Annotated in this window: 17 protein-coding genes and 1 other annotated feature (1 of these 18 running past the window's edge); all 17 genes read left to right on the top strand. The window is 41.6% G+C overall.

Annotated elements, in window-relative coordinates:
• Positions 1-133 (top strand) — a sequence feature (ribosomal protein L10 leader region); it begins 11 nt to the left of the window's first position.
• A 33-nt stretch (positions 134-166) separates the two neighbouring features.
• The 17 genes from rplJ (at position 167) to rplV (ending at position 18629) form a co-directional block, all read left to right on the top strand.
• The gene (rplJ, locus tag BABA_RS11210; RefSeq protein ID WP_007085301.1) at positions 167-667 is read left to right on the top strand and encodes a 50S ribosomal protein L10; all 501 of its coding nucleotides are present in this window, start codon (positions 167-169) and stop codon (positions 665-667) included.
• A gap of 53 nt (positions 668-720) precedes the next feature.
• Positions 721-1083, top strand: coding sequence for a 50S ribosomal protein L7/L12 (rplL, locus tag BABA_RS11205; RefSeq protein ID WP_007085300.1), 363 nt, complete (start codon positions 721-723; stop codon positions 1081-1083).
• 109 nt (positions 1084-1192) lie between these two features.
• Positions 1193-1792, top strand: a complete 600-nt coding sequence (locus tag BABA_RS11200; protein WP_007085299.1) for a class I SAM-dependent methyltransferase — start codon at positions 1193-1195, stop codon at positions 1790-1792.
• A gap of 257 nt (positions 1793-2049) precedes the next feature.
• A complete protein-coding gene (gene rpoB / locus BABA_RS11195; protein ID WP_007085298.1) occupies positions 2050-5610 on the top strand; it encodes a DNA-directed RNA polymerase subunit beta in 3561 nt (1186 codons plus the stop codon).
• Positions 5611-5707: 97 nt separating this feature from the next.
• A complete protein-coding gene (gene rpoC, locus BABA_RS11190; RefSeq protein ID WP_007085297.1) occupies positions 5708-9307 on the top strand; it encodes a DNA-directed RNA polymerase subunit beta' in 3600 nt (1199 codons plus the stop codon).
• Positions 9308-9467: 160 nt separating this feature from the next.
• Positions 9468-9716, top strand: a complete 249-nt coding sequence (locus BABA_RS11185; RefSeq protein WP_007085296.1) for a 50S ribosomal protein L7ae-like protein — start codon at positions 9468-9470, stop codon at positions 9714-9716.
• Between the two features lie 104 nt (positions 9717-9820).
• Complete coding sequence (gene rpsL / locus BABA_RS11180; RefSeq protein ID WP_007085295.1) at positions 9821-10243, top strand: 30S ribosomal protein S12; 423 nt, start codon at positions 9821-9823, stop codon at positions 10241-10243.
• Positions 10244-10282: 39 nt separating this feature from the next.
• A complete protein-coding gene (rpsG, locus tag BABA_RS11175; protein ID WP_007085294.1) occupies positions 10283-10753 on the top strand; it encodes a 30S ribosomal protein S7 in 471 nt (156 codons plus the stop codon).
• A 50-nt stretch (positions 10754-10803) separates the two neighbouring features.
• Positions 10804-12885 (top strand): elongation factor G, encoded by a 2082-nt coding sequence (gene fusA / locus BABA_RS11170; RefSeq protein WP_007085293.1) that lies wholly within the window; start codon positions 10804-10806, stop codon positions 12883-12885.
• A 128-nt stretch (positions 12886-13013) separates the two neighbouring features.
• Positions 13014-14201 carry an elongation factor Tu gene (gene tuf, locus BABA_RS11165; protein WP_007085292.1) on the top strand — a complete coding sequence of 396 codons (1188 nt, stop codon included), beginning with the start codon at positions 13014-13016 and terminating at the stop codon, positions 14199-14201.
• 958 nt (positions 14202-15159) lie between these two features.
• Complete coding sequence (gene rpsJ / locus BABA_RS11160; RefSeq protein ID WP_007085291.1) at positions 15160-15468, top strand: 30S ribosomal protein S10; 309 nt, start codon at positions 15160-15162, stop codon at positions 15466-15468.
• A gap of 39 nt (positions 15469-15507) precedes the next feature.
• The gene (rplC, locus tag BABA_RS11155; RefSeq protein WP_007085290.1) at positions 15508-16134 is read left to right on the top strand and encodes a 50S ribosomal protein L3; all 627 of its coding nucleotides are present in this window, start codon (positions 15508-15510) and stop codon (positions 16132-16134) included.
• A gap of 29 nt (positions 16135-16163) precedes the next feature.
• Positions 16164-16787, top strand: coding sequence for a 50S ribosomal protein L4 (gene rplD, locus BABA_RS11150; protein WP_007085289.1), 624 nt, complete (start codon positions 16164-16166; stop codon positions 16785-16787).
• On the top strand, positions 16787-17071 hold the full coding sequence (gene rplW / locus BABA_RS11145) for a 50S ribosomal protein L23 (protein WP_007085288.1): 285 nt from the start codon (positions 16787-16789) through the stop codon (positions 17069-17071). The genes rplD and rplW overlap by 1 nt, the downstream gene beginning before the upstream one ends.
• A 29-nt stretch (positions 17072-17100) precedes the next feature.
• Entirely contained in the window at positions 17101-17931 is an 831-nt protein-coding gene (gene rplB / locus BABA_RS11140; RefSeq protein ID WP_007085287.1) for a 50S ribosomal protein L2, read from the top strand.
• A gap of 60 nt (positions 17932-17991) precedes the next feature.
• Positions 17992-18270 (top strand): 30S ribosomal protein S19, encoded by a 279-nt coding sequence (gene rpsS, locus BABA_RS11135; RefSeq protein WP_007085286.1) that lies wholly within the window; start codon positions 17992-17994, stop codon positions 18268-18270.
• Positions 18271-18287: 17 nt separating this feature from the next.
• On the top strand, positions 18288-18629 hold the full coding sequence (rplV, locus tag BABA_RS11130) for a 50S ribosomal protein L22 (RefSeq protein WP_007085285.1): 342 nt from the start codon (positions 18288-18290) through the stop codon (positions 18627-18629).
• The last annotated feature ends 1 nt before the right edge of the window (position 18630 follow it).

Here is an 18630-nt window from a genome sequence, read left to right as displayed (position 1 = left end):
ATTTGTACTGTAGACAGCAGGTGCCATTAGGCTTAATGTCCTGCCGAGGTGTAGCGAATAGATTCAGCTGTGTAATCAGCTGTTGTATCCTGCCTCCATGTCTAGACCGATATGGAGGCATTTACATGCCTGGTATAAATGTAGAAAATCTACAGGAGGTGTAAAGATGAGCAGTGCAATCGAAGTAAAAAAACAGATCGTTGACGAAATCGCTGGTAAATTAAAGAATAGTGTATCAACTGTTGTTGTTGATTACCGTGGTCTTTCAGTTTCTGAAGTGACTGAACTACGTAAACAACTCCGCGAAGCAGGCGTTGAATTCAAAGTTTACAAGAACTCGATGACACGTCGTGCGGCTGAAGCAGCTGAACTTTCTGGCTTAAATGAAGCTTTAACAGGTCCGAACGCGATCGCGTTCAGTACTGAAGATGTAGTAGCACCAGCTAAAATCTTAAATGACTTTGCGAAAAAACACGAGGCACTTGAACTTAAAGCAGGTGTAATCGAAGGAAATGTCGCAACAGCAGAAGAGATTAAAGCTCTTGCAGATCTACCATCACGCGAAGGCTTGCTTTCTATGCTACTCAGCGTACTACAAGCTCCAATTCGCAATCTTGCTCTTGCTACAAAAGCTGTGGCAGATCAAAAAGAAGAACAAGGCGCGTAAGTTAATCTTATCGCTAAACTAATATGAACGAAAACTAAGGAGGAAACTTAATCATGACTAAAGAACAAATCATTGAAGCAGTTAAATCTATGACTGTTTTAGAACTTAACGATCTTGTAAAAGCAATCGAAGAAGAATTCGGCGTAACTGCTGCTGCTCCTGTAGCAATGGTAGGCGGAGCTGGTGCTGCTGCTGTTGAAGAGCAAACTGAATTTGATGTAATCCTAGCTAGCGCTGGCGATCAAAAAATCAAAGTTATCAAAGTTGTTCGTGAAATCACTGGTCTTGGACTTAAAGAAGCAAAAGACCTTGTTGACAACACTCCAAAAGCTGTTAAAGAAGGCGTTTCTAAAGAAGATGCTGAAGCAATCAAAGCTAAGCTTGATGAAGTTGGAGCTAACGTTGAAGTTAAGTAATTTTTCTATAGAAAAGCTCGCTGTATAAGCGGGCTTTTTTTGGCTTAAATTATTTTAATGGAAAGTCCTCAATTATCTTCAATTATTTTCTCCTCAGGAGGTGAGTCAGGTGACTGAACACTACTATTCTCGAACCCAGAAGGTTGAGAGCAATCCGAAATTTTGGGATTACACCTTGAGAAATCATCCTTTTCGCTTTAAAACCGATAACGGTGTTTTTTCAAAAGGAGAAGTAGATTTTGGCTCACGATTACTCATTGAGTCTTTTGTGATGCCGGAGGCTGAAGGATTTGTGCTTGATGTAGGCTGCGGCTACGGGCCGATTGGCTTATCGATTGCTAAAGACAACCCAGGGCGTACGGTTCACATGGTTGATGTAAATGAACGAGCAATCCAGTTAGCGAGTGAAAATGCATCCCTAAACCGGATTGAAAATGTTGAAATTTATGAAAGTGACCGGTTGTTATCTGTTAAGGGAAATAACTTCGCTGCTATTTTAACAAATCCACCGATTAGGGCGGGAAAAAAAACAGTTCATGATATTTTTGAACAAAGCTACGAACATCTTGTTTCAACGGGTGCTCTTTGGGTAGTTATTCAAAAGAAACAAGGAGCACCATCTACGCTAGAAAAATTGCAGTCACTATTTTCCGAGGTTGAGACTATTAACAAGTCAAAAGGCTATTTTATTATTAGAGCGATAAAATAGTTGACCTGAAATGTCATTTGTGGTAGCATTATAAAATGCCATCATAATAATTTCCGATTTATTCCTTTAAATACTTATTTTTTAAGTATAAAAATGGAATTTGAAGGAAATGATGACAAAATAATAGTCGAAATGTGAAAATGTGGTTTTTGAGTAAAAAACCCTTTTTCTTTTTGTCTAATAGGCTGAACCTAAAAGTTCTCCTGATAGACGTAAATAGATTTATTAAATAACGCTTGATTTGAGGGGTGAATCAGTTGACAGGTCAACTAGTTCAGTATGGACGACACCGCCAACGAAGAAGTTACGCACGAATCAGTGAAGTTTTAGAATTACCAAATCTTATTGAAATCCAAACCTCTTCATATCAATGGTTTCTGGATGAGGGATTGCGTGAAATGTTCCAGGATATTTCACCGATTGAAGACTTTACTGGTAACCTATCACTAGAATTTATTGATTACAGTCTTGGCGATCCAAAATATTCTGTTGAAGAATCAAAAGAACGGGACGTTACATATTCTGCTCCATTACGTGTAAAAGTGCGTCTTGTAAACAAAGAAACAGGCGAAGTAAAAGATCAAGATGTGTTCATGGGTGATTTTCCGCTTATGACGGAAACAGGTACGTTTGTCATCAATGGGGCAGAACGTGTCATTGTTTCCCAATTAGTGCGATCACCGAGCGTTTACTTCAGTGGAAAACTTGATAAAAATGGCAAGAAGGGCTTTACTGCGACTGTCATTCCGAACCGCGGCGCTTGGCTTGAATATGAAACAGATGCCAAGGATGTCGTATATGTGAGAATAGATCGTACTCGGAAACTGCCCGTTACGGTTCTTTTGCGTTCGCTTGGGTTCGGTTCCGATCAAGAAATCATTGATTTGATTGGGGATAACGAGTATATCCGTAATACGCTTGAGAAGGACAACACGGAAGGGGTTGACAAAGCGCTTTTAGAAATTTATGAGCGACTTCGTCCGGGTGAACCACCAACCGTTGATAATGCAAAGAGCTTATTAGTATCTCGTTTCTTCGACCCTAAACGCTATGATTTAGCAAATGTAGGCCGCTATAAAATTAATAAAAAGCTTCATATTAAGAATCGCTTATTTAACCAGCGCTTAGCGGAGTCACTGGCTGACCCGGAAACAGGTGAAATTATTGCTGAAAAAGGAACACTTCTAGATAGAAGAAACCTCGACAGAATTTTGCCGGCTCTTGAAAAGAATATCAATTTCAAAAGCTTTAATCCTGTTGGCGGTGTAGTGTCGGATGATGTAATCCTTCAAACTATTAAAATCTACGCTCCTGGCGATGAAAATGAAAAAGTCATTAATGTATTGGGTAATGCATATGTGGCAGAACCGATAAAAAATATCACTTCAGCTGATATCATTGCATCGATTAGCTACTTCTTCAATTTATTACATGGAGTAGGCGATACCGATGATATCGACCACTTAGGTAACAGACGTCTTCGTTCTGTAGGTGAACTGCTGCAGAATCAATTCCGTATCGGGCTGTCCCGGATGGAACGTGTGGTTCGTGAAAGAATGTCGATTCAAGACACAGCAACGATTACACCACAGCAATTGATTAATATTCGTCCAGTAATTGCTTCAATCAAAGAATTCTTTGGAAGCTCTCAATTATCACAATTCATGGACCAAACCAACCCGCTTGCTGAATTAACTCACAAGCGCCGTCTTTCTGCACTAGGACCTGGTGGCTTAACACGTGAACGCGCCGGGATGGAAGTGCGTGACGTTCACTATTCTCACTATGGCCGTATGTGTCCGATTGAAACACCGGAAGGTCCAAACATTGGATTAATTAACTCGTTATCATCGTATGCAAAGGTAAACCGATTTGGCTTTATTGAAACACCATACCGCCGAGTAGATCCGGATACCGGTAAAGTAACCAGCCGAATTGATTACTTAACAGCTGACGAAGAAGATAACTATGTGGTAGCGCAGGCGAATTCTCGTCTGGGTGACGATGGTACCTTCTTGGATGATGAAGTTGTTGCTCGTTTCCGTGGTGAAAACACGGTTGTAAACCGTGACCGGATTGACTACATGGATGTATCGCCGAAGCAGGTTGTTTCTGCAGCGACAGCATGTATCCCATTCCTTGAAAACGATGACTCTAACCGTGCCTTGATGGGTGCGAACATGCAGCGACAAGCCGTTCCGCTTATGCAGCCAGAATCTCCTCGAGTTGGTACAGGAATGGAATACGTATCAGGTAAAGACTCCGGTGCAGCAGTTATTTGTAAGCATGAAGGTATTGTCGAGCATGTAGAGGCTCGTGAAGTATGGGTTCGAGAAACAAAAGAGGTAGATGGCCAAGAAGTAAAAGGCGACCTTAAAAAATACCGACTACTAAAATTTATTCGTTCCAACCAAGGTACTTGCTATAACCAACGTCCAATCGTGGCTGTCGGCAACCGCGTGAAAAAAGGAGAAATCCTTGCTGACGGACCATCAATGGAGTTAGGTGAACTTGCCCTAGGAAGAAACGTACTTGTAGCGTTTATGACATGGGATGGCTATAACTATGAGGATGCCATCATTATGAGCGAACGTCTTGTTAAAGACGATGTTTATACGTCAATTCATATTGAGGAATACGAATCAGAATCTCGTGATACAAAGCTTGGACCGGAAGAAATCACCCGCGATATTCCAAACGTTGGGGAAGATGCCCTTCGTAATTTGGATGAGCGCGGTATTATTCGCACTGGTGCAGAAGTAAAAGACGGTGACCTTCTCGTTGGTAAAGTAACGCCTAAGGGTGTAACAGAATTAACGGCGGAAGAACGTCTCTTACATGCTATTTTTGGTGAAAAAGCTCGTGAAGTCCGTGATACATCACTTAGAGTTCCGCACGGCGGCGGTGGTATTGTTCATGATGTCAAAGTCTTTAATCGTGAAGATGGCGACGAACTGCCACCAGGTGTAAACCAGCTTGTTCGTGTCTACATTGTTCAAAAACGGAAAATCCATCAAGGGGATAAAATGGCAGGACGCCACGGTAACAAAGGGGTTATCTCCCGAATTTTACCTGAAGAAGATATGCCATATTTACCAGACGGCACTCCTGTTGATATCATGTTAAATCCGTTAGGGGTTCCATCACGGATGAATATCGGTCAGGTGTTAGAACTTCATCTTGGTATGGCTGCCCGCTACCTTGGTATTCACGTGGCATCTCCGGTATTTGACGGAGCCACTGAGGAAGATGTTTGGGAAACAATTGAAGAAGCCGGCATGGCGCGTGATGCGAAAACGGTCCTTTATGACGGACGTTCCGGAGAACCATTTGATAACCGTGTCTCTGTTGGTGTCATGTACATGATTAAACTTGCTCACATGGTTGATGATAAATTGCATGCCCGTTCAACTGGACCTTATTCACTTGTTACGCAGCAGCCACTTGGCGGTAAAGCTCAATTTGGCGGACAGCGTTTTGGTGAGATGGAGGTTTGGGCGCTTGAGGCATACGGTGCGGCATATACGCTTCAAGAAATTCTTACTGTTAAATCAGATGACGTTGTAGGGCGAGTGAAAACATATGAAGCCATCGTTAAAGGTGAAAATGTTCCAGAGCCAGGCGTCCCTGAGTCATTCAAGGTATTAATTAAAGAACTTCAAAGCCTTGGTTTGGATGTAAAAATTCTATCCGGTGATGAAGAGGAAATTGAAATGCGCGATACGGAAGACGATGACGACTTACAGCAAGTCGACACATTAAATATTGCTCCTGAGTCACAAAACCTTGAATCTGAAAAGGTCGGTTCAAAAGAGTAATTATTCATCCTTTCCCAAGCGTACGCAGGGCCGTGCGCTTGGGGATTATGGAACGCAATAAGGGTAAAACCTGGAGATCAAAAGGGAGGTAGGCCCCTTGCTGGACGTTAATAATTTTGAGTATATGAAAATTGGTCTTGCTTCACCGGATAAAATCCGTTCATGGTCGTTCGGAGAAGTGAAAAAGCCAGAAACCATTAACTATCGTACATTAAAGCCTGAAAAAGACGGCTTATTCTGTGAACGAATTTTCGGTCCGACGAAGGATTGGGAATGTCATTGTGGAAAGTACAAGCGCGTCCGTTATAAAGGTGTTGTTTGTGACCGCTGTGGTGTTGAAGTAACACGTGCAAAGGTTCGCCGTGAACGTATGGGTCATATCGAACTAGCTGCACCTGTTTCACATATTTGGTATTTTAAAGGGATTCCAAGCCGAATGGGTCTTGTATTAGACATGTCCCCGCGTGCATTGGAGGAAGTGATTTATTTTGCTTCCTATGTTGTTACAGAGTCAGGTGATACTGCTCTAGATAGGAAACAGCTTTTATCCGAGAAAGAATATCGTGCCTATCGTGAAAAGTACGGGAATAAATTCCAAGCTGCCATGGGTGCTGAAGCGATTAAAAAGCTTCTTTCCGATATTGATTTAAATAAAGAAGTCGACGGTTTAAAAGAGGAATTAAAAACGGCTCAAGGTCAGCGCCGTACGCGTGCGATTAAACGTCTTGAAGTGCTGGAAGCATTCCGTAATTCAGGAAATGAGCCATCATGGATGATTCTTGATGTGCTGCCGGTTATTCCTCCAGAACTTCGTCCAATGGTTCAATTGGATGGAGGACGATTTGCGACATCAGATTTAAATGACCTATATCGCCGTGTGATCAACCGTAACAACCGCTTAAAGCGTTTGTTAGACCTTGGCGCACCAAGCATTATCGTACAGAACGAAAAGCGGATGCTTCAGGAAGCGGTAGATGCCTTGATTGATAATGGCCGCCGCGGTCGCCCGGTTACGGGTCCTGGTAACCGTCCGTTGAAATCACTTTCACATATGTTAAAAGGAAAACAAGGTCGTTTCCGTCAGAACTTACTAGGTAAACGGGTTGACTATTCCGGCCGTTCCGTTATCGTTGTAGGTCCGAATTTAAAAATGTACCAATGTGGTCTTCCAAAAGAAATGGCGTTGGAATTATTCAAGCCGTTTGTGATGAAAGAGCTTGTTGAAAAAGGATTAGCTCACAACATTAAATCAGCAAAACGTAAAATTGAACGGGTATCTCCAGATGTATGGGACGTGCTTGAAGATGTAATCAGAGAGCATCCGGTTCTATTAAACCGTGCCCCTACATTGCATAGATTAGGAATTCAGGCATTTGAACCAACACTTGTTGAAGGCCGGGCAATCCGCCTCCATCCTCTTGTATGTACGGCATATAACGCGGACTTCGATGGTGACCAAATGGCTGTTCACGTGCCACTTTCATCAGAAGCACAGGCGGAAGCTCGTCTCTTGATGCTTGCAGCTCAAAACATCTTGAACCCTAAAGATGGGAAGCCGGTTGTTACTCCTTCTCAGGATATGGTATTAGGTAACTATTACTTGACCTTAGAGCGTGAAGGTACTGTCGGTGAGGGGATGATTTTTAAAGATACAAGCGAAGCCATCCTTGCCTATCAAAATGGATATGTCCATTATCATACACGTGTCGCTGTCCATGCCGGTTCACTAGGAAATGAAACTTTTACCGAAGAACAAAATAATAAGCTATTAATCACAACTGTTGGTAAGCTTATTTTTAACGAAATTCTTCCGAAGTCATTCCCATATATCAATGAACCGACAAGACATAATTTAGAAGTCGAGACACCTGAGAAGTATTTTGTTGAAAAAGGCGAGGACATCAAGGCGAAGATTAAAGAAATGCCATTGATCGATCCGTTTAAAAAGAAAATCCTTGGAAATATCATTGCGGAAGTATTCAAACGTTTCAAAATTACCGAAACGTCTAAAATGCTTGACCGGATGAAGGACTTAGGATTTAAACATTCTACTAAGGCAGGTATTACCGTTGGTGTAGCTGATATCGTCGTATTGGGAGAAAAGCAGCAAATTCTCCATGATGCCCAAGGTAAAGTAGATAACGTAATGAAGCAATTCAGACGTGGTTTAATTACGGAAGACGAGCGATACGATCGCGTTATTGCCATCTGGAGTGCGGCAAAAGACACCATTCAAGGGAAACTGATGAAATCCTTGAATAAAACGAATCCAATCTTTATGATGAGTGATTCCGGTGCCCGTGGTAACGCCTCTAACTTTACGCAGCTTGCGGGTATGCGTGGTTTGATGGCCAACCCGGCTGGACGGATTATCGAATTACCGATCAAATCAAGTTTCCGTGAAGGATTAACAGTGTTAGAGTACTTTATCTCAACACACGGTGCTCGTAAAGGTCTTGCCGATACCGCACTTAAAACAGCTGACTCTGGATACTTGACCCGCCGTCTTGTAGATGTGGCTCAGGATGTCATTGTTCGTGAAGACGATTGTGGTACCGATAGAGGATTTATCATCAGTGCCTTAAAAGACGGTACAGAAATCATCGAAGGATTAGATGAACGCTTAATTGGCCGTTATGCACGTAAAGCTATCAAGCATCCTGAAACAAAAGAAGTACTCGTTCCTGAAAACGGACTGATTACTGAAGATTTAGCCGAAGTGATTGTCGGAGCAGGAATTGAAGAAGTAAAAATTCGCTCTGCATTTACATGTAATACTCGTCATGGCGTATGTAAGAAGTGTTATGGACGCAACTTGGCAACCGGTCAAGAGGTTGAAGTCGGCGAAGCAGTTGGTATTATTGCTGCCCAATCAATCGGTGAGCCAGGAACGCAGTTAACCATGCGTACGTTCCATACAGGCGGGGTTGCTGGAGACGATATTACTCAAGGTTTACCGCGTATCCAAGAGATTTTTGAAGCACGTAACCCTAAAGGTCAAGCTGTTATTACTGAAATTGAGGGTGTCGTTGTTGGCATTAACGAAGGAAAAGACCGCCAGCATGAAATCGTGGTTCAGGGCGAGGTTGAATCTCGTACCTACAATGCACCATATACAGCACGCGTGAAAGTGGCAGTTAATGACCATGTTGAACGCGGTCAAGAACTAACAGAAGGTTCGATTGATCCGAAGGAATTAATTAAAGTAAAAGACGTGACATCTGTTCAAGAGTACCTATTGCGTGAAGTACAAAAAGTTTACCGCATGCAAGGGGTAGAAATTGGCGATAAACACGTCGAAGTAATGGTTCGTCAAATGCTCCGTAAAATTCGGGTAAGCGATGCAGGTGAAACGGATGTGCTTCCAGGTACACTCCTTGATATTCACCAGTTTACCGATGCAAACGAAAAAGCATTGCTTGCTGGTAAATTACCGGCAACAGGACGTCCAGTATTACTTGGTATTACAAAAGCGTCACTTGAAACTGATTCATTCTTGTCTGCAGCATCATTCCAGGAAACAACGAGAGTTCTTACTGATGCGGCGATCAAAGGCAAGCGCGATGAATTACTCGGCTTGAAGGAAAATGTTATCATTGGTAAACTCGTTCCAGCTGGGACAGGAATGCAGCGCTACCGTAAAGCGGAGCCAGTCCTTCGTGATACAACTTCAGAAGAAACAGTGGCAATTGACTAAGTGAATTTCGCGGTACCTGCGATCAAAAGCAGGTACCGTATTTTAAGAGAATATACTTTGTTTGTATAAAAAAGTAAAAACATCGGTTGACATCTTTTTATTAAGATGTTACTATATCAAAGGTGCTCCTATTCACCTGATACTTTGGAGGATATGAACGATGTCTTATGAAAAAGTATTACAGGCACAGAAAGTCGTTATAGGAACAAAACAAACGGTTAAAGCACTTAAGGATGGTCAAGTACAAGAATTAGTCGTAGCAAATGATGCTGAACCAAAGGTTACAGCAAAAGTTGTTGCAGAGGCTAACTTGTTCGATGTTCCGGTTCTATATGTTGATTCGATGAAAAAGCTCGGCAAAGCATGTGGGATTGAAGTGGGTGCAGCAGCCGTTGCAATTATCCGTTAAAAACTGTTTTTGTAGATAGAGAAGTCTGCAAGAACTTTGTTTTTTGCAAAAAAATGAACCACCTGGATGTGTGGACTTACAAATAATGAAGGGAGGAAACAAAAATGCCTACTATTAACCAACTAGTGCGCAAGCCACGTCAATCAGTGACAGAGAAGTCAAAATCTCCTGCGCTAAATAAAGGTTATAACAGCTTTAAAAAATCACAAACAAATGTATCTTCACCACAAAAACGCGGAGTATGTACTCGTGTTGGTACAATGACTCCAAAGAAACCGAACTCAGCGTTACGTAAATATGCTCGTGTACGTTTGACAAACGGTATTGAGGTGACTGCATACATTCCTGGTATTGGCCATAACCTTCAAGAGCACAGTGTTGTTCTTATTCGTGGAGGACGTGTAAAGGACTTACCGGGGGTACGTTATCACATCGTACGTGGAGCACTTGATACGGCTGGTGTAAACAACCGTATGCAAAGTCGTTCTAAATATGGTACTAAGAGACCAAAAGCAGCGAAAAAATAATTATTCTAAATAGAAGCTTCTTTGAAAGGAGGAAAATACATGCCACGTAAAGGTCCTGTAGCAAAAAGAGACGTTTTACCAGATCCGCTTTACAATTCAAAATTAGTTACTCGTCTAATCAACAAAATGATGGTTGACGGTAAAAGAGGTAAATCTCAAGAAATTCTTTACTCAGCGTTTAACACTATTCGTGAACGTTCTGGCAAAGAGCCAATGGAAGTATTTGATGCAGCAATGAAAAACATCATGCCAGTACTAGAAGTTAGAGCTCGCCGTGTAGGTGGTGCTAACTATCAAGTTCCAGTTGAGGTGCGCCCTGATCGCCGTACAACTCTTGGTCTTCGTTGGTTGGTGAATTATTCACGTAATCGCGGTGAAAAAACGATGGAAGAGCGATTAGCTAACGAAATTATGGATGCAGCTAACAACACTGGTGCAGCTGTCAAGAAACGTGAAGATACACACAAAATGGCAGAAGCAAACAAAGCGTTTGCTCACTATCGTTGGTAATTTAACCTTCAATATAAAAACACTTTCATACTAGGAAGGAGAAAGACCCAATGGCAAGAGAGTTCTCCTTAGAAAACACTCGTAATATCGGTATCATGGCACACATTGATGCTGGTAAAACGACGACCACTGAGCGTGTCCTTTATTACACTGGTAAGATTCATAAAATCGGTGAAACACACGAAGGTGCATCTCAGATGGACTGGATGGAGCAGGAACAAGAACGCGGAATCACAATCACTTCCGCAGCAACAACTGCAGCATGGAAAAATCACCGCGTAAACATCATCGACACACCAGGACACGTAGACTTCACAGTTGAAGTTGAACGTTCCCTACGTGTTCTTGATGGTGCGGTAGCCGTACTAGATGCACAATCAGGTGTTGAGCCACAAACTGAAACAGTTTGGCGTCAAGCAACAACTTACGGAGTACCACGTGTTGTATTCGTAAACAAGATGGACAAAATTGGAGCTGACTTCCTATATTCTGTAGGAACAATCCATGATCGCTTGCAAGCGAATGCACACCCAATTCAGTTACCAATCGGTGCTGAAGATCAATTTTCAGGAATCATTGACCTCGTGGAAATGAATGCCGTATTTTACGGCAACGATTTAGGTACTGATATTGAAGTGGGTGAAATTCCGGAGGAACACCGTGAACTTGCTGAAGAGTACCGTGAAAAATTAGTAGAAGCAGTTGCGGAATTAGATGAAGAATTAATGGAGAAATACCTTAGTGGTGAAGAAATTACGAAGGAAGAGCTTAAAGCTGGAATTCGTAAAGGTACTGTTAATGTTGAATTCTACCCTGTTATCTGTGGATCGGCTTTCAAAAACAAAGGTGTTCAATTAATGTTGGACGCTGTCATCGATTATCTTCCATCCCCATTAGATGTACCTGCAATTAAAGGTCATGATGTGGATGATGAAGAAGTAATTGTTGAACGTCATTCAGATGATGAAGAGCCATTCTCAGCTCTTGCGTTCAAAGTTATGACAGATCCTTATGTTGGTAAATTAACGTTCTTCCGCGTTTACTCTGGTACTTTAGAGTCTGGATCATATGTCCAAAACTCAACTAAAGGCAAGCGTGAACGTATCGGACGTATCCTGCAAATGCATGCAAACAGCCGTCAAGAAATCTCAAAGGTTTTTGCTGGTGACATTGCTGCAGCTGTAGGTCTGAAAGATACAACTACTGGTGACACACTATGTGATGACAAAAACCTTGTCATCCTTGAGTCAATGCAATTCCCTGAGCCAGTAATTGAACTTTCAGTTGAACCAAAATCAAAAGCAGACCAAGACAAAATGACGACTGCATTACAAAAACTTCAAGAAGAAGATCCGACATTCCGCGCACACACTGACCAGGAAACTGGACAAGTAATTATTGCCGGAATGGGTGAACTTCACCTTGATATCATTGTTGATCGTATGCGTCGTGAATTTAAGGTTGAAGCTAACGTAGGTGCTCCACAGGTTGCATACCGTGAGACTTTCAAAGGTTCAGCGCAAGTTGAAGGTAAGTTTGCACGTCAATCTGGTGGACGCGGACAATACGGACACGTTTGGATCGAATTTTCACCAAATGAAGCTGGTAAAGGCTTCGAATTCGAAAACGGTATTGTCGGTGGTGTAGTTCCTCGTGAATACATCCCTGCTGTTCAAGCTGGACTAGAAGATTCATTAGGTCGCGGTGTTCTTGCTGGCTATCCATTAGTGGATATTAAAGCAAGATTGTTCGACGGATCTTACCATGATGTTGACTCCTCTGAAATGGCGTTTAAGATTGCTGCTTCTATGGCTCTTAAAAATGCTGCTACAAAATGTCAACCATGTATCCTTGAACCTGTCATGAGGGTAGAGGTTGTAATCCCAGAAGAATATCTTGGTGATATCATGGGACAAATCACTGCACGCCGTGGCCGCGTTGAAGGAATGGATGCTCGTGGTAATGCTCAAGTAGTTCGTTCAATGGTTCCACTATCAGAAATGTTTGGTTATGCAACAGCACTTCGTTCAAGCACACAAGGCCGTGGAGTATTCTCCATGCACTTTGATCACTATGAAGAAGTACCAAAATCAATTTCTGAAGAAATCATCAAAAAAAATAAAGGTGAATAATTGATTTTCACCAATCTTTAAAGTATAACTACTAATGTAAGTATAGAAACTGTGAAATATGGACAACCATTATCACAGTTTCTATAAAATATACTTAAACTTTTATAATCCAAAGGAGGATTTTCCAAATGGCAAAAGCTAAATTCGACCGTTCAAAGCCACACGTTAACATTGGTACAATCGGACACGTTGACCATGGTAAAACTACTTTAACAGCTGCAATCACTTCTGTTCTTGCTAAAACAGGTAAAGCAGAAGCTCGCGGATACGATCAAATCGACGGAGCTCCAGAAGAAAAAGAGCGTGGTATCACAATCTCTACTTCACACGTTGAGTATGAAACAGATGCACGTCACTACGCACACGTAGACTGCCCAGGACACGCTGACTATGTTAAAAACATGATCACTGGTGCTGCACAAATGGACGGCGGTATCTTAGTAGTATCTGCAACTGATGGCCCAATGCCACAAACTCGTGAGCATATCCTTCTTTCTCGTCAAGTAGGTGTTCCATACCTAGTTGTTTTCATGAACAAGTGTGATATGGTTGACGACGAAGAACTTCTTGAATTAGTAGAAATGGAAATTCGTGATCTATTAACTGAATACGATTTCCCTGGCGATGACACTCCAGTTATCAAAGGTTCTGCTCTTAAAGCATTAGAAGGCGAAGCTGCTTGGGAAGAGAAAGTTCTTGAGCTTATGACTGCTGTTGACGAATTCATCCCAACTCCAACTCGTGACACTGACAAGCCTTTCATGATGCCAGTTGAGGATGTATTCTCAATTACTGGTCGTGGAACAGTTGCTACAGGACGTGTTGAGCGTGGTGTAGTTAAAGTTGGTGACGTAGTTGAAATCGTTGGTTTCACTGAAGAGCCAAAATCTACTACTGTAACAGGTGTAGAAATGTTCCGTAAGCTTCTTGACTTTGCTGAAGCTGGTGACAACATTGGTGCCCTTCTTCGTGGTGTAGCTCGTGAAGAAATCGAGCGTGGACAAGTTTTGGCTAAGCCAAAATCCATCACTCCACACACAAAGTTCAAAGCACAAGTTTACGTTTTATCTAAAGAAGAAGGCGGACGTCATACTCCATTCTTCTCAAACTATCGCCCACAATTCTATTTCCGTACTTCTGATATTACTGGTATTTGTAATCTTCCAGAAGGCGTAGAAATGGTTATGCCTGGCGATCACATTGAAATGACTGTTGAACTAATCGCTCCAGTTGCTATCGAAGAAGGAACTAAGTTCTCTATTCGTGAAGGCGGACGTACAGTTGGTTCAGGTTCAATCACAACAATCCAAGAGTAATTAATATAGAAAAAGCAGGTGGGTGACGATCCACCTGCTTTTTTTATTGCCTAAGCTGTTTTCGTAAACTCTGTTTTTATTTATCAAAAATCAATGTTGTTGATTTCCCCTCTAGGATGCTCACCTCTACCCGCTCCCCCTAAGAGTCTTGTATTTTCCGCTCCAATCAACCACTTATCAATAGTTTGTTTTCACAAAGCCTATTACAATAGAGATAATCTTTTAGAAAAACCTTTTTTAAAGATTAGTCCTTCATAGTGTTGATGAAGGACTAAACTCGGCAATATTTAAAAGATTAGTCCTTCATAGCGTCGATGAAGGACAAATCCCGGCAATATTTAAAAGATTAGTCCTTCATAGCGTTGATGAAGGACAAAACTCGGTGATATTTAAAAGATTAGTCCTTCATAGCCCTGATGAAGGACTAATCAGGTGATGTTTAAAGGCTGTTTTCGTAAACCTTGTTTCTAATGAACTAGATTGTTTGATCTTCGCTCAAGGAAGGTCACTTGTCCCGCTGCTCCCGCAGGTGCCTGCACCTTCCGCTCCATCAACCGCAATCAATAGTTTGATTTCGCAAAGCCAATAACAAAAACAATAATCTTTTAGAAATAAGCCATTGCATAATAACGGGTTTCTTCTATATATATAATTGTGCTGACTCTGTGAAACATTCTGCTATTCTAATTAGGAGATTTCTGGAGATTTGATTTAAGTGTTGTAAACATGAACTTCAGCCTTTATAATAGTAAAAGTGTTCAGCACAGAAACGTAAAAAAATAATCGTAATAAATGTTGCGTTTGATTTATGTTTTATGTATAATAGACAATGTTGGTCTTTGACTGCGATGATGTGGAAGGTTGCTGACACACCCGGCCGCTTTGCCATGGCGAGTGTGTGGGAAATTTCCACTGAGAATGTCTATTTTGAAAATAGGCGAATAAAGGAGGGAAAATAATGGCAAAACAAAAAATTCGTATCCGTTTAAAAGCATATGATCACAGAATCCTTGATCAATCTGCAGAAAAAATCGTTGAAACAGCAAAACGTTCAGGTGCGGCTGTGTCTGGTCCAATTCCACTACCAACTGAAAAATCTGTATATACGATTCTTCGTGCGGTTCATAAGTACAAAGATTCTCGTGAGCAATTCGAAATGCGGACACATAAGCGTCTAATCGACATCGTTAACCCAACTCCACAAACAGTTGATGCGTTAATGCGTTTAGATTTACCATCAGGTGTTGATATCGAAATCAAACTATAATCAAGATAAATAAAACAATATTCAGGAGGTGTGACTTACATGACCAAAGGAATCTTAGGAAGAAAGATTGGTATGACTCAAGTATTTGCAGAAAACGGCAACTTAATCCCTGTAACAGTAGTTGAAGTAGCTCCAAACGTAGTTCTTCAAAAGAAATCAGTTGATAGCGACGGATATGTTTCTGTTCAAGTTGGTTTTGAAGACAAACGTGAAAAGTTATCTAACAAACCTGAAAAAGGCCACGTTGCAAAAGCAAATACTGCTCCTAAGCGCTTCATTCGCGAATTCCGCGGAGACGACTTAGCAGCATATGAAGTTGGTCAAGAAGTCAAAGTTGATATTTTCGCTGCAGGCGATATCGTAGATGTAACAGGAATCTCAAAGGGTAAAGGTTTCCAAGGTGTAATTAAACGCCACGGACAATCTCGCGGTCCAATGGCTCACGGTTCACGTTATCATCGTCGCCCTGGTTCAATGGGACCTGTTGCTCCAAACCGTGTATTCAAAGGTAAATTATTACCAGGACGCATGGGTGGAGATCAAGTTACAGTTCAAAACCTTGAAATCGTTAAGGTTGACACAGAACGCAACTTGCTTTTAATCAAAGGTAACGTACCAGGTGCTAGAAAAGCATTACTAAAAATTAAAGGTGCGGTTAAAGCATAATTACCTTTTAAGAAAGGAGGAACAAAGGAATGCCTAAAGTAGCATTATTAAACCAAAACGGTTCACAAGTTGGTGAAATCGAACTTAATGAAGCAGTTTTTGGTATTGAGCCTAATCAACACGTATTATTCGAAGCGATTGTGATGCAAAGAGCTTCTTTACGTCAAGGAACTCATAAAACAAAAATTCGTTCTGAAGTACGCGGCGGTGGTCGTAAACCATGGCGTCAAAAAGGAACTGGCCGTGCACGTCAAGGGTCAATTCGTTCTCCACAATGGCGCGGAGGTGGTACTGTTTTCGGTCCTACACCACGCAGTTACAGCTACAAATTACCGAAAAAAGTTCGCCGTTTAGCGATTAAATCGGCTTTGTCTTCTAAAGTATTAGAAGAAAACATTTTGGTATTAGAAAGCCTAGCTTTCGAAGCTCCAAAAACAAAAGAATTCAAATCAGTTTTAGGTGGCCTTTCTGTCGAGAAGAAAGCACTTATTGTTACTGCTGATCTAGATGAAAACGTAGCATTATCTGCACGTAACATCCCTGGAGTAACAGTTGTAACAGCTGATGGAATCAACGTATTAGACGTTGTCAATCATGATCAATTAATCATGACTAAAGCAGCGGTTGAAAAAGTAGAGGAGGTGCTTGCATAATGGATGCACGCGATATCATTAAGCGCCCCGTTATCACTGAGCGTTCTACTGACCTAATGGCTGAAAAGAAATATACGTTTGAAGTTGATGTTAGAGCCAACAAAACTCAAGTCAAAGATGCTGTTACAGAAATCTTCGGCGTTGAAGTTGACAAGGTAAACATCATGAACTATAAAGGTAAATTCAAACGCATGGGTAAATTCGGCGGATACACTAACAAACGTCGTAAAGCAATTGTAAAATTAACTGCTGACAGCAAAGAAATTGAATTCTTTGAAGCATAAGAACCTAACAAGAAGAGGAGGGAAATAAAATGGCGATTAAAAAGTACAAACCTACCTCCAATGGTCGTCGTGGAATGACTACTTCTGATTTCGCTGAAATCACAACTAGCACTCCAGAAAAGTCTCTTTTAGCTCCTTTAACGAGAAAAGGCGGCCGTAATAACCAAGGTAAGTTAACTGTTCGTCATCAAGGTGGCGGCCATAAGCGTCAATATCGTTTAATTGACTTTAAACGTAACAAAGATGGCATTCCAGGACGCGTTGCTACTATCGAATACGATCCAAATCGTTCCGCAAATATTGCGTTGATTAATTATGTTGATGGAGAAAAGCGTTATATCTTAGCTCCTAAAAACTTAGAAGTTGGTATGCAGGTAATGTCAGGTCCAGAGGCTGACATTAAAGTGGGTAATGCACTTCCACTTGCTAACATCCCTGTTGGTACTGTTGTACACAACATCGAATTAAAACCAGGAAAAGGCGGCCAGTTAGTTCGTTCTGCTGGAACAAGCGCACAAGTACTTGGTAAAGAAGGAAAATACGTATTAGTACGTTTAACTTCCGGTGAAGTTCGTATGATTCTTGCTGAATGCCGTGCATCTATCGGTCAAGTAGGAAACGAACAACACGAACTTATTAAAATTGGTAAAGCAGGTCGTTCTCGCTGGTTAGGCAAACGCCCAACTGTTCGTGGATCTGTTATGAACCCTAACGATCACCCACACGGTGGTGGTGAAGGACGTTCACCAATCGGACGTAAATCACCAATGTCTCCATGGGGTAAACCAACTCTTGGATTCAAAACTCGTAAGAAGAAAAACAAATCAGATAAGTTTATTGTACGTCGTCGTAAAAAATAACGGGGCTTTCCTACGGTTCACAGATAGAACCGTAGAACAGTCACGAAGGGAGGTTCCTTCATGGGTCGCAGCTTAAAAAAAGGACCATTTGTTGATGATCATTTAATGGTTAAGGTTGAAAAGTTAAATGAAACCGAGGGTAAACAAGTTATTAAAACTTGGTCCCGCCGTTCTACGATTTTCCCACAATTTATCGGTCATACAATTGCTGTTTATGATGGTCGCAAACATGTGCCTGTATATTGTACTGAAGACATGGTAGGACACAAACTTGGAGAATTCGCTCCAACACGTGCTTACAAAGGGCATGGCAATGATGACAAGAAAACAAGACGTTAAGAGAGGAGGGCATCCAAATGCAAGCTAAAGCTGTTGCAAGAACAGTTCGTATTGCTCCTCGTAAAGCACGTTTAGTCGTTGATTTAATCCGAGGAAAGCAAGTTGGTGAAGCTGTGGCGATTTTAAATCTCACACCTAAGGCTGCTTCTCCAATCGTTGAAAAAGTATTAAAGTCAGCTATGGCAAATGCTGAACACAACTATGAAATGGACGTTAATAATCTAGTTGTTGAACAAGCATTCGTTGACGAAGGACCAACGTTGAAACGTTTCCGTCCGCGCGCTATGGGCCGTGCAAGCCAAATTAACAAACGCACAAGCCACATTACAATCGTTTTAACAGAAAAGAAGGAGGGATAAG

The sequence above is a fragment of the Neobacillus bataviensis LMG 21833 genome, assembly GCF_000307875.1.
Lineage (GTDB): Bacteria > Bacillota > Bacilli > Bacillales > Cytobacillaceae > Neobacillus > Neobacillus bataviensis.
The sequence above is the reverse complement of the archived record's forward strand: the minus strand, read 5'-3'. Positions and strand labels throughout refer to the sequence as shown.

Coding starts and splice junctions, on each gene's coding strand:
- rplJ (WP_007085301.1), top strand. CDS start 167: ATGAGCAGTGCAATCGAAGTAAAAAAACAGATCGTTGACGAAATCGCT.
- rplL (WP_007085300.1), top strand. CDS start 721: ATGACTAAAGAACAAATCATTGAAGCAGTTAAATCTATGACTGTTTTA.
- BABA_RS11185 (WP_007085296.1), top strand. CDS start 9,468: ATGTCTTATGAAAAAGTATTACAGGCACAGAAAGTCGTTATAGGAACA.
- rpsL (WP_007085295.1), top strand. CDS start 9,821: ATGCCTACTATTAACCAACTAGTGCGCAAGCCACGTCAATCAGTGACA.
- rpsG (WP_007085294.1), top strand. CDS start 10,283: ATGCCACGTAAAGGTCCTGTAGCAAAAAGAGACGTTTTACCAGATCCG.
- fusA (WP_007085293.1), top strand. CDS start 10,804: ATGGCAAGAGAGTTCTCCTTAGAAAACACTCGTAATATCGGTATCATG.
- tuf (WP_007085292.1), top strand. CDS start 13,014: ATGGCAAAAGCTAAATTCGACCGTTCAAAGCCACACGTTAACATTGGT.
- rpsJ (WP_007085291.1), top strand. CDS start 15,160: ATGGCAAAACAAAAAATTCGTATCCGTTTAAAAGCATATGATCACAGA.
- rplC (WP_007085290.1), top strand. CDS start 15,508: ATGACCAAAGGAATCTTAGGAAGAAAGATTGGTATGACTCAAGTATTT.
- rplD (WP_007085289.1), top strand. CDS start 16,164: ATGCCTAAAGTAGCATTATTAAACCAAAACGGTTCACAAGTTGGTGAA.
- rplW (WP_007085288.1), top strand. CDS start 16,787: ATGGATGCACGCGATATCATTAAGCGCCCCGTTATCACTGAGCGTTCT.
- rplB (WP_007085287.1), top strand. CDS start 17,101: ATGGCGATTAAAAAGTACAAACCTACCTCCAATGGTCGTCGTGGAATG.
- rpsS (WP_007085286.1), top strand. CDS start 17,992: ATGGGTCGCAGCTTAAAAAAAGGACCATTTGTTGATGATCATTTAATG.
- rplV (WP_007085285.1), top strand. CDS start 18,288: ATGCAAGCTAAAGCTGTTGCAAGAACAGTTCGTATTGCTCCTCGTAAA.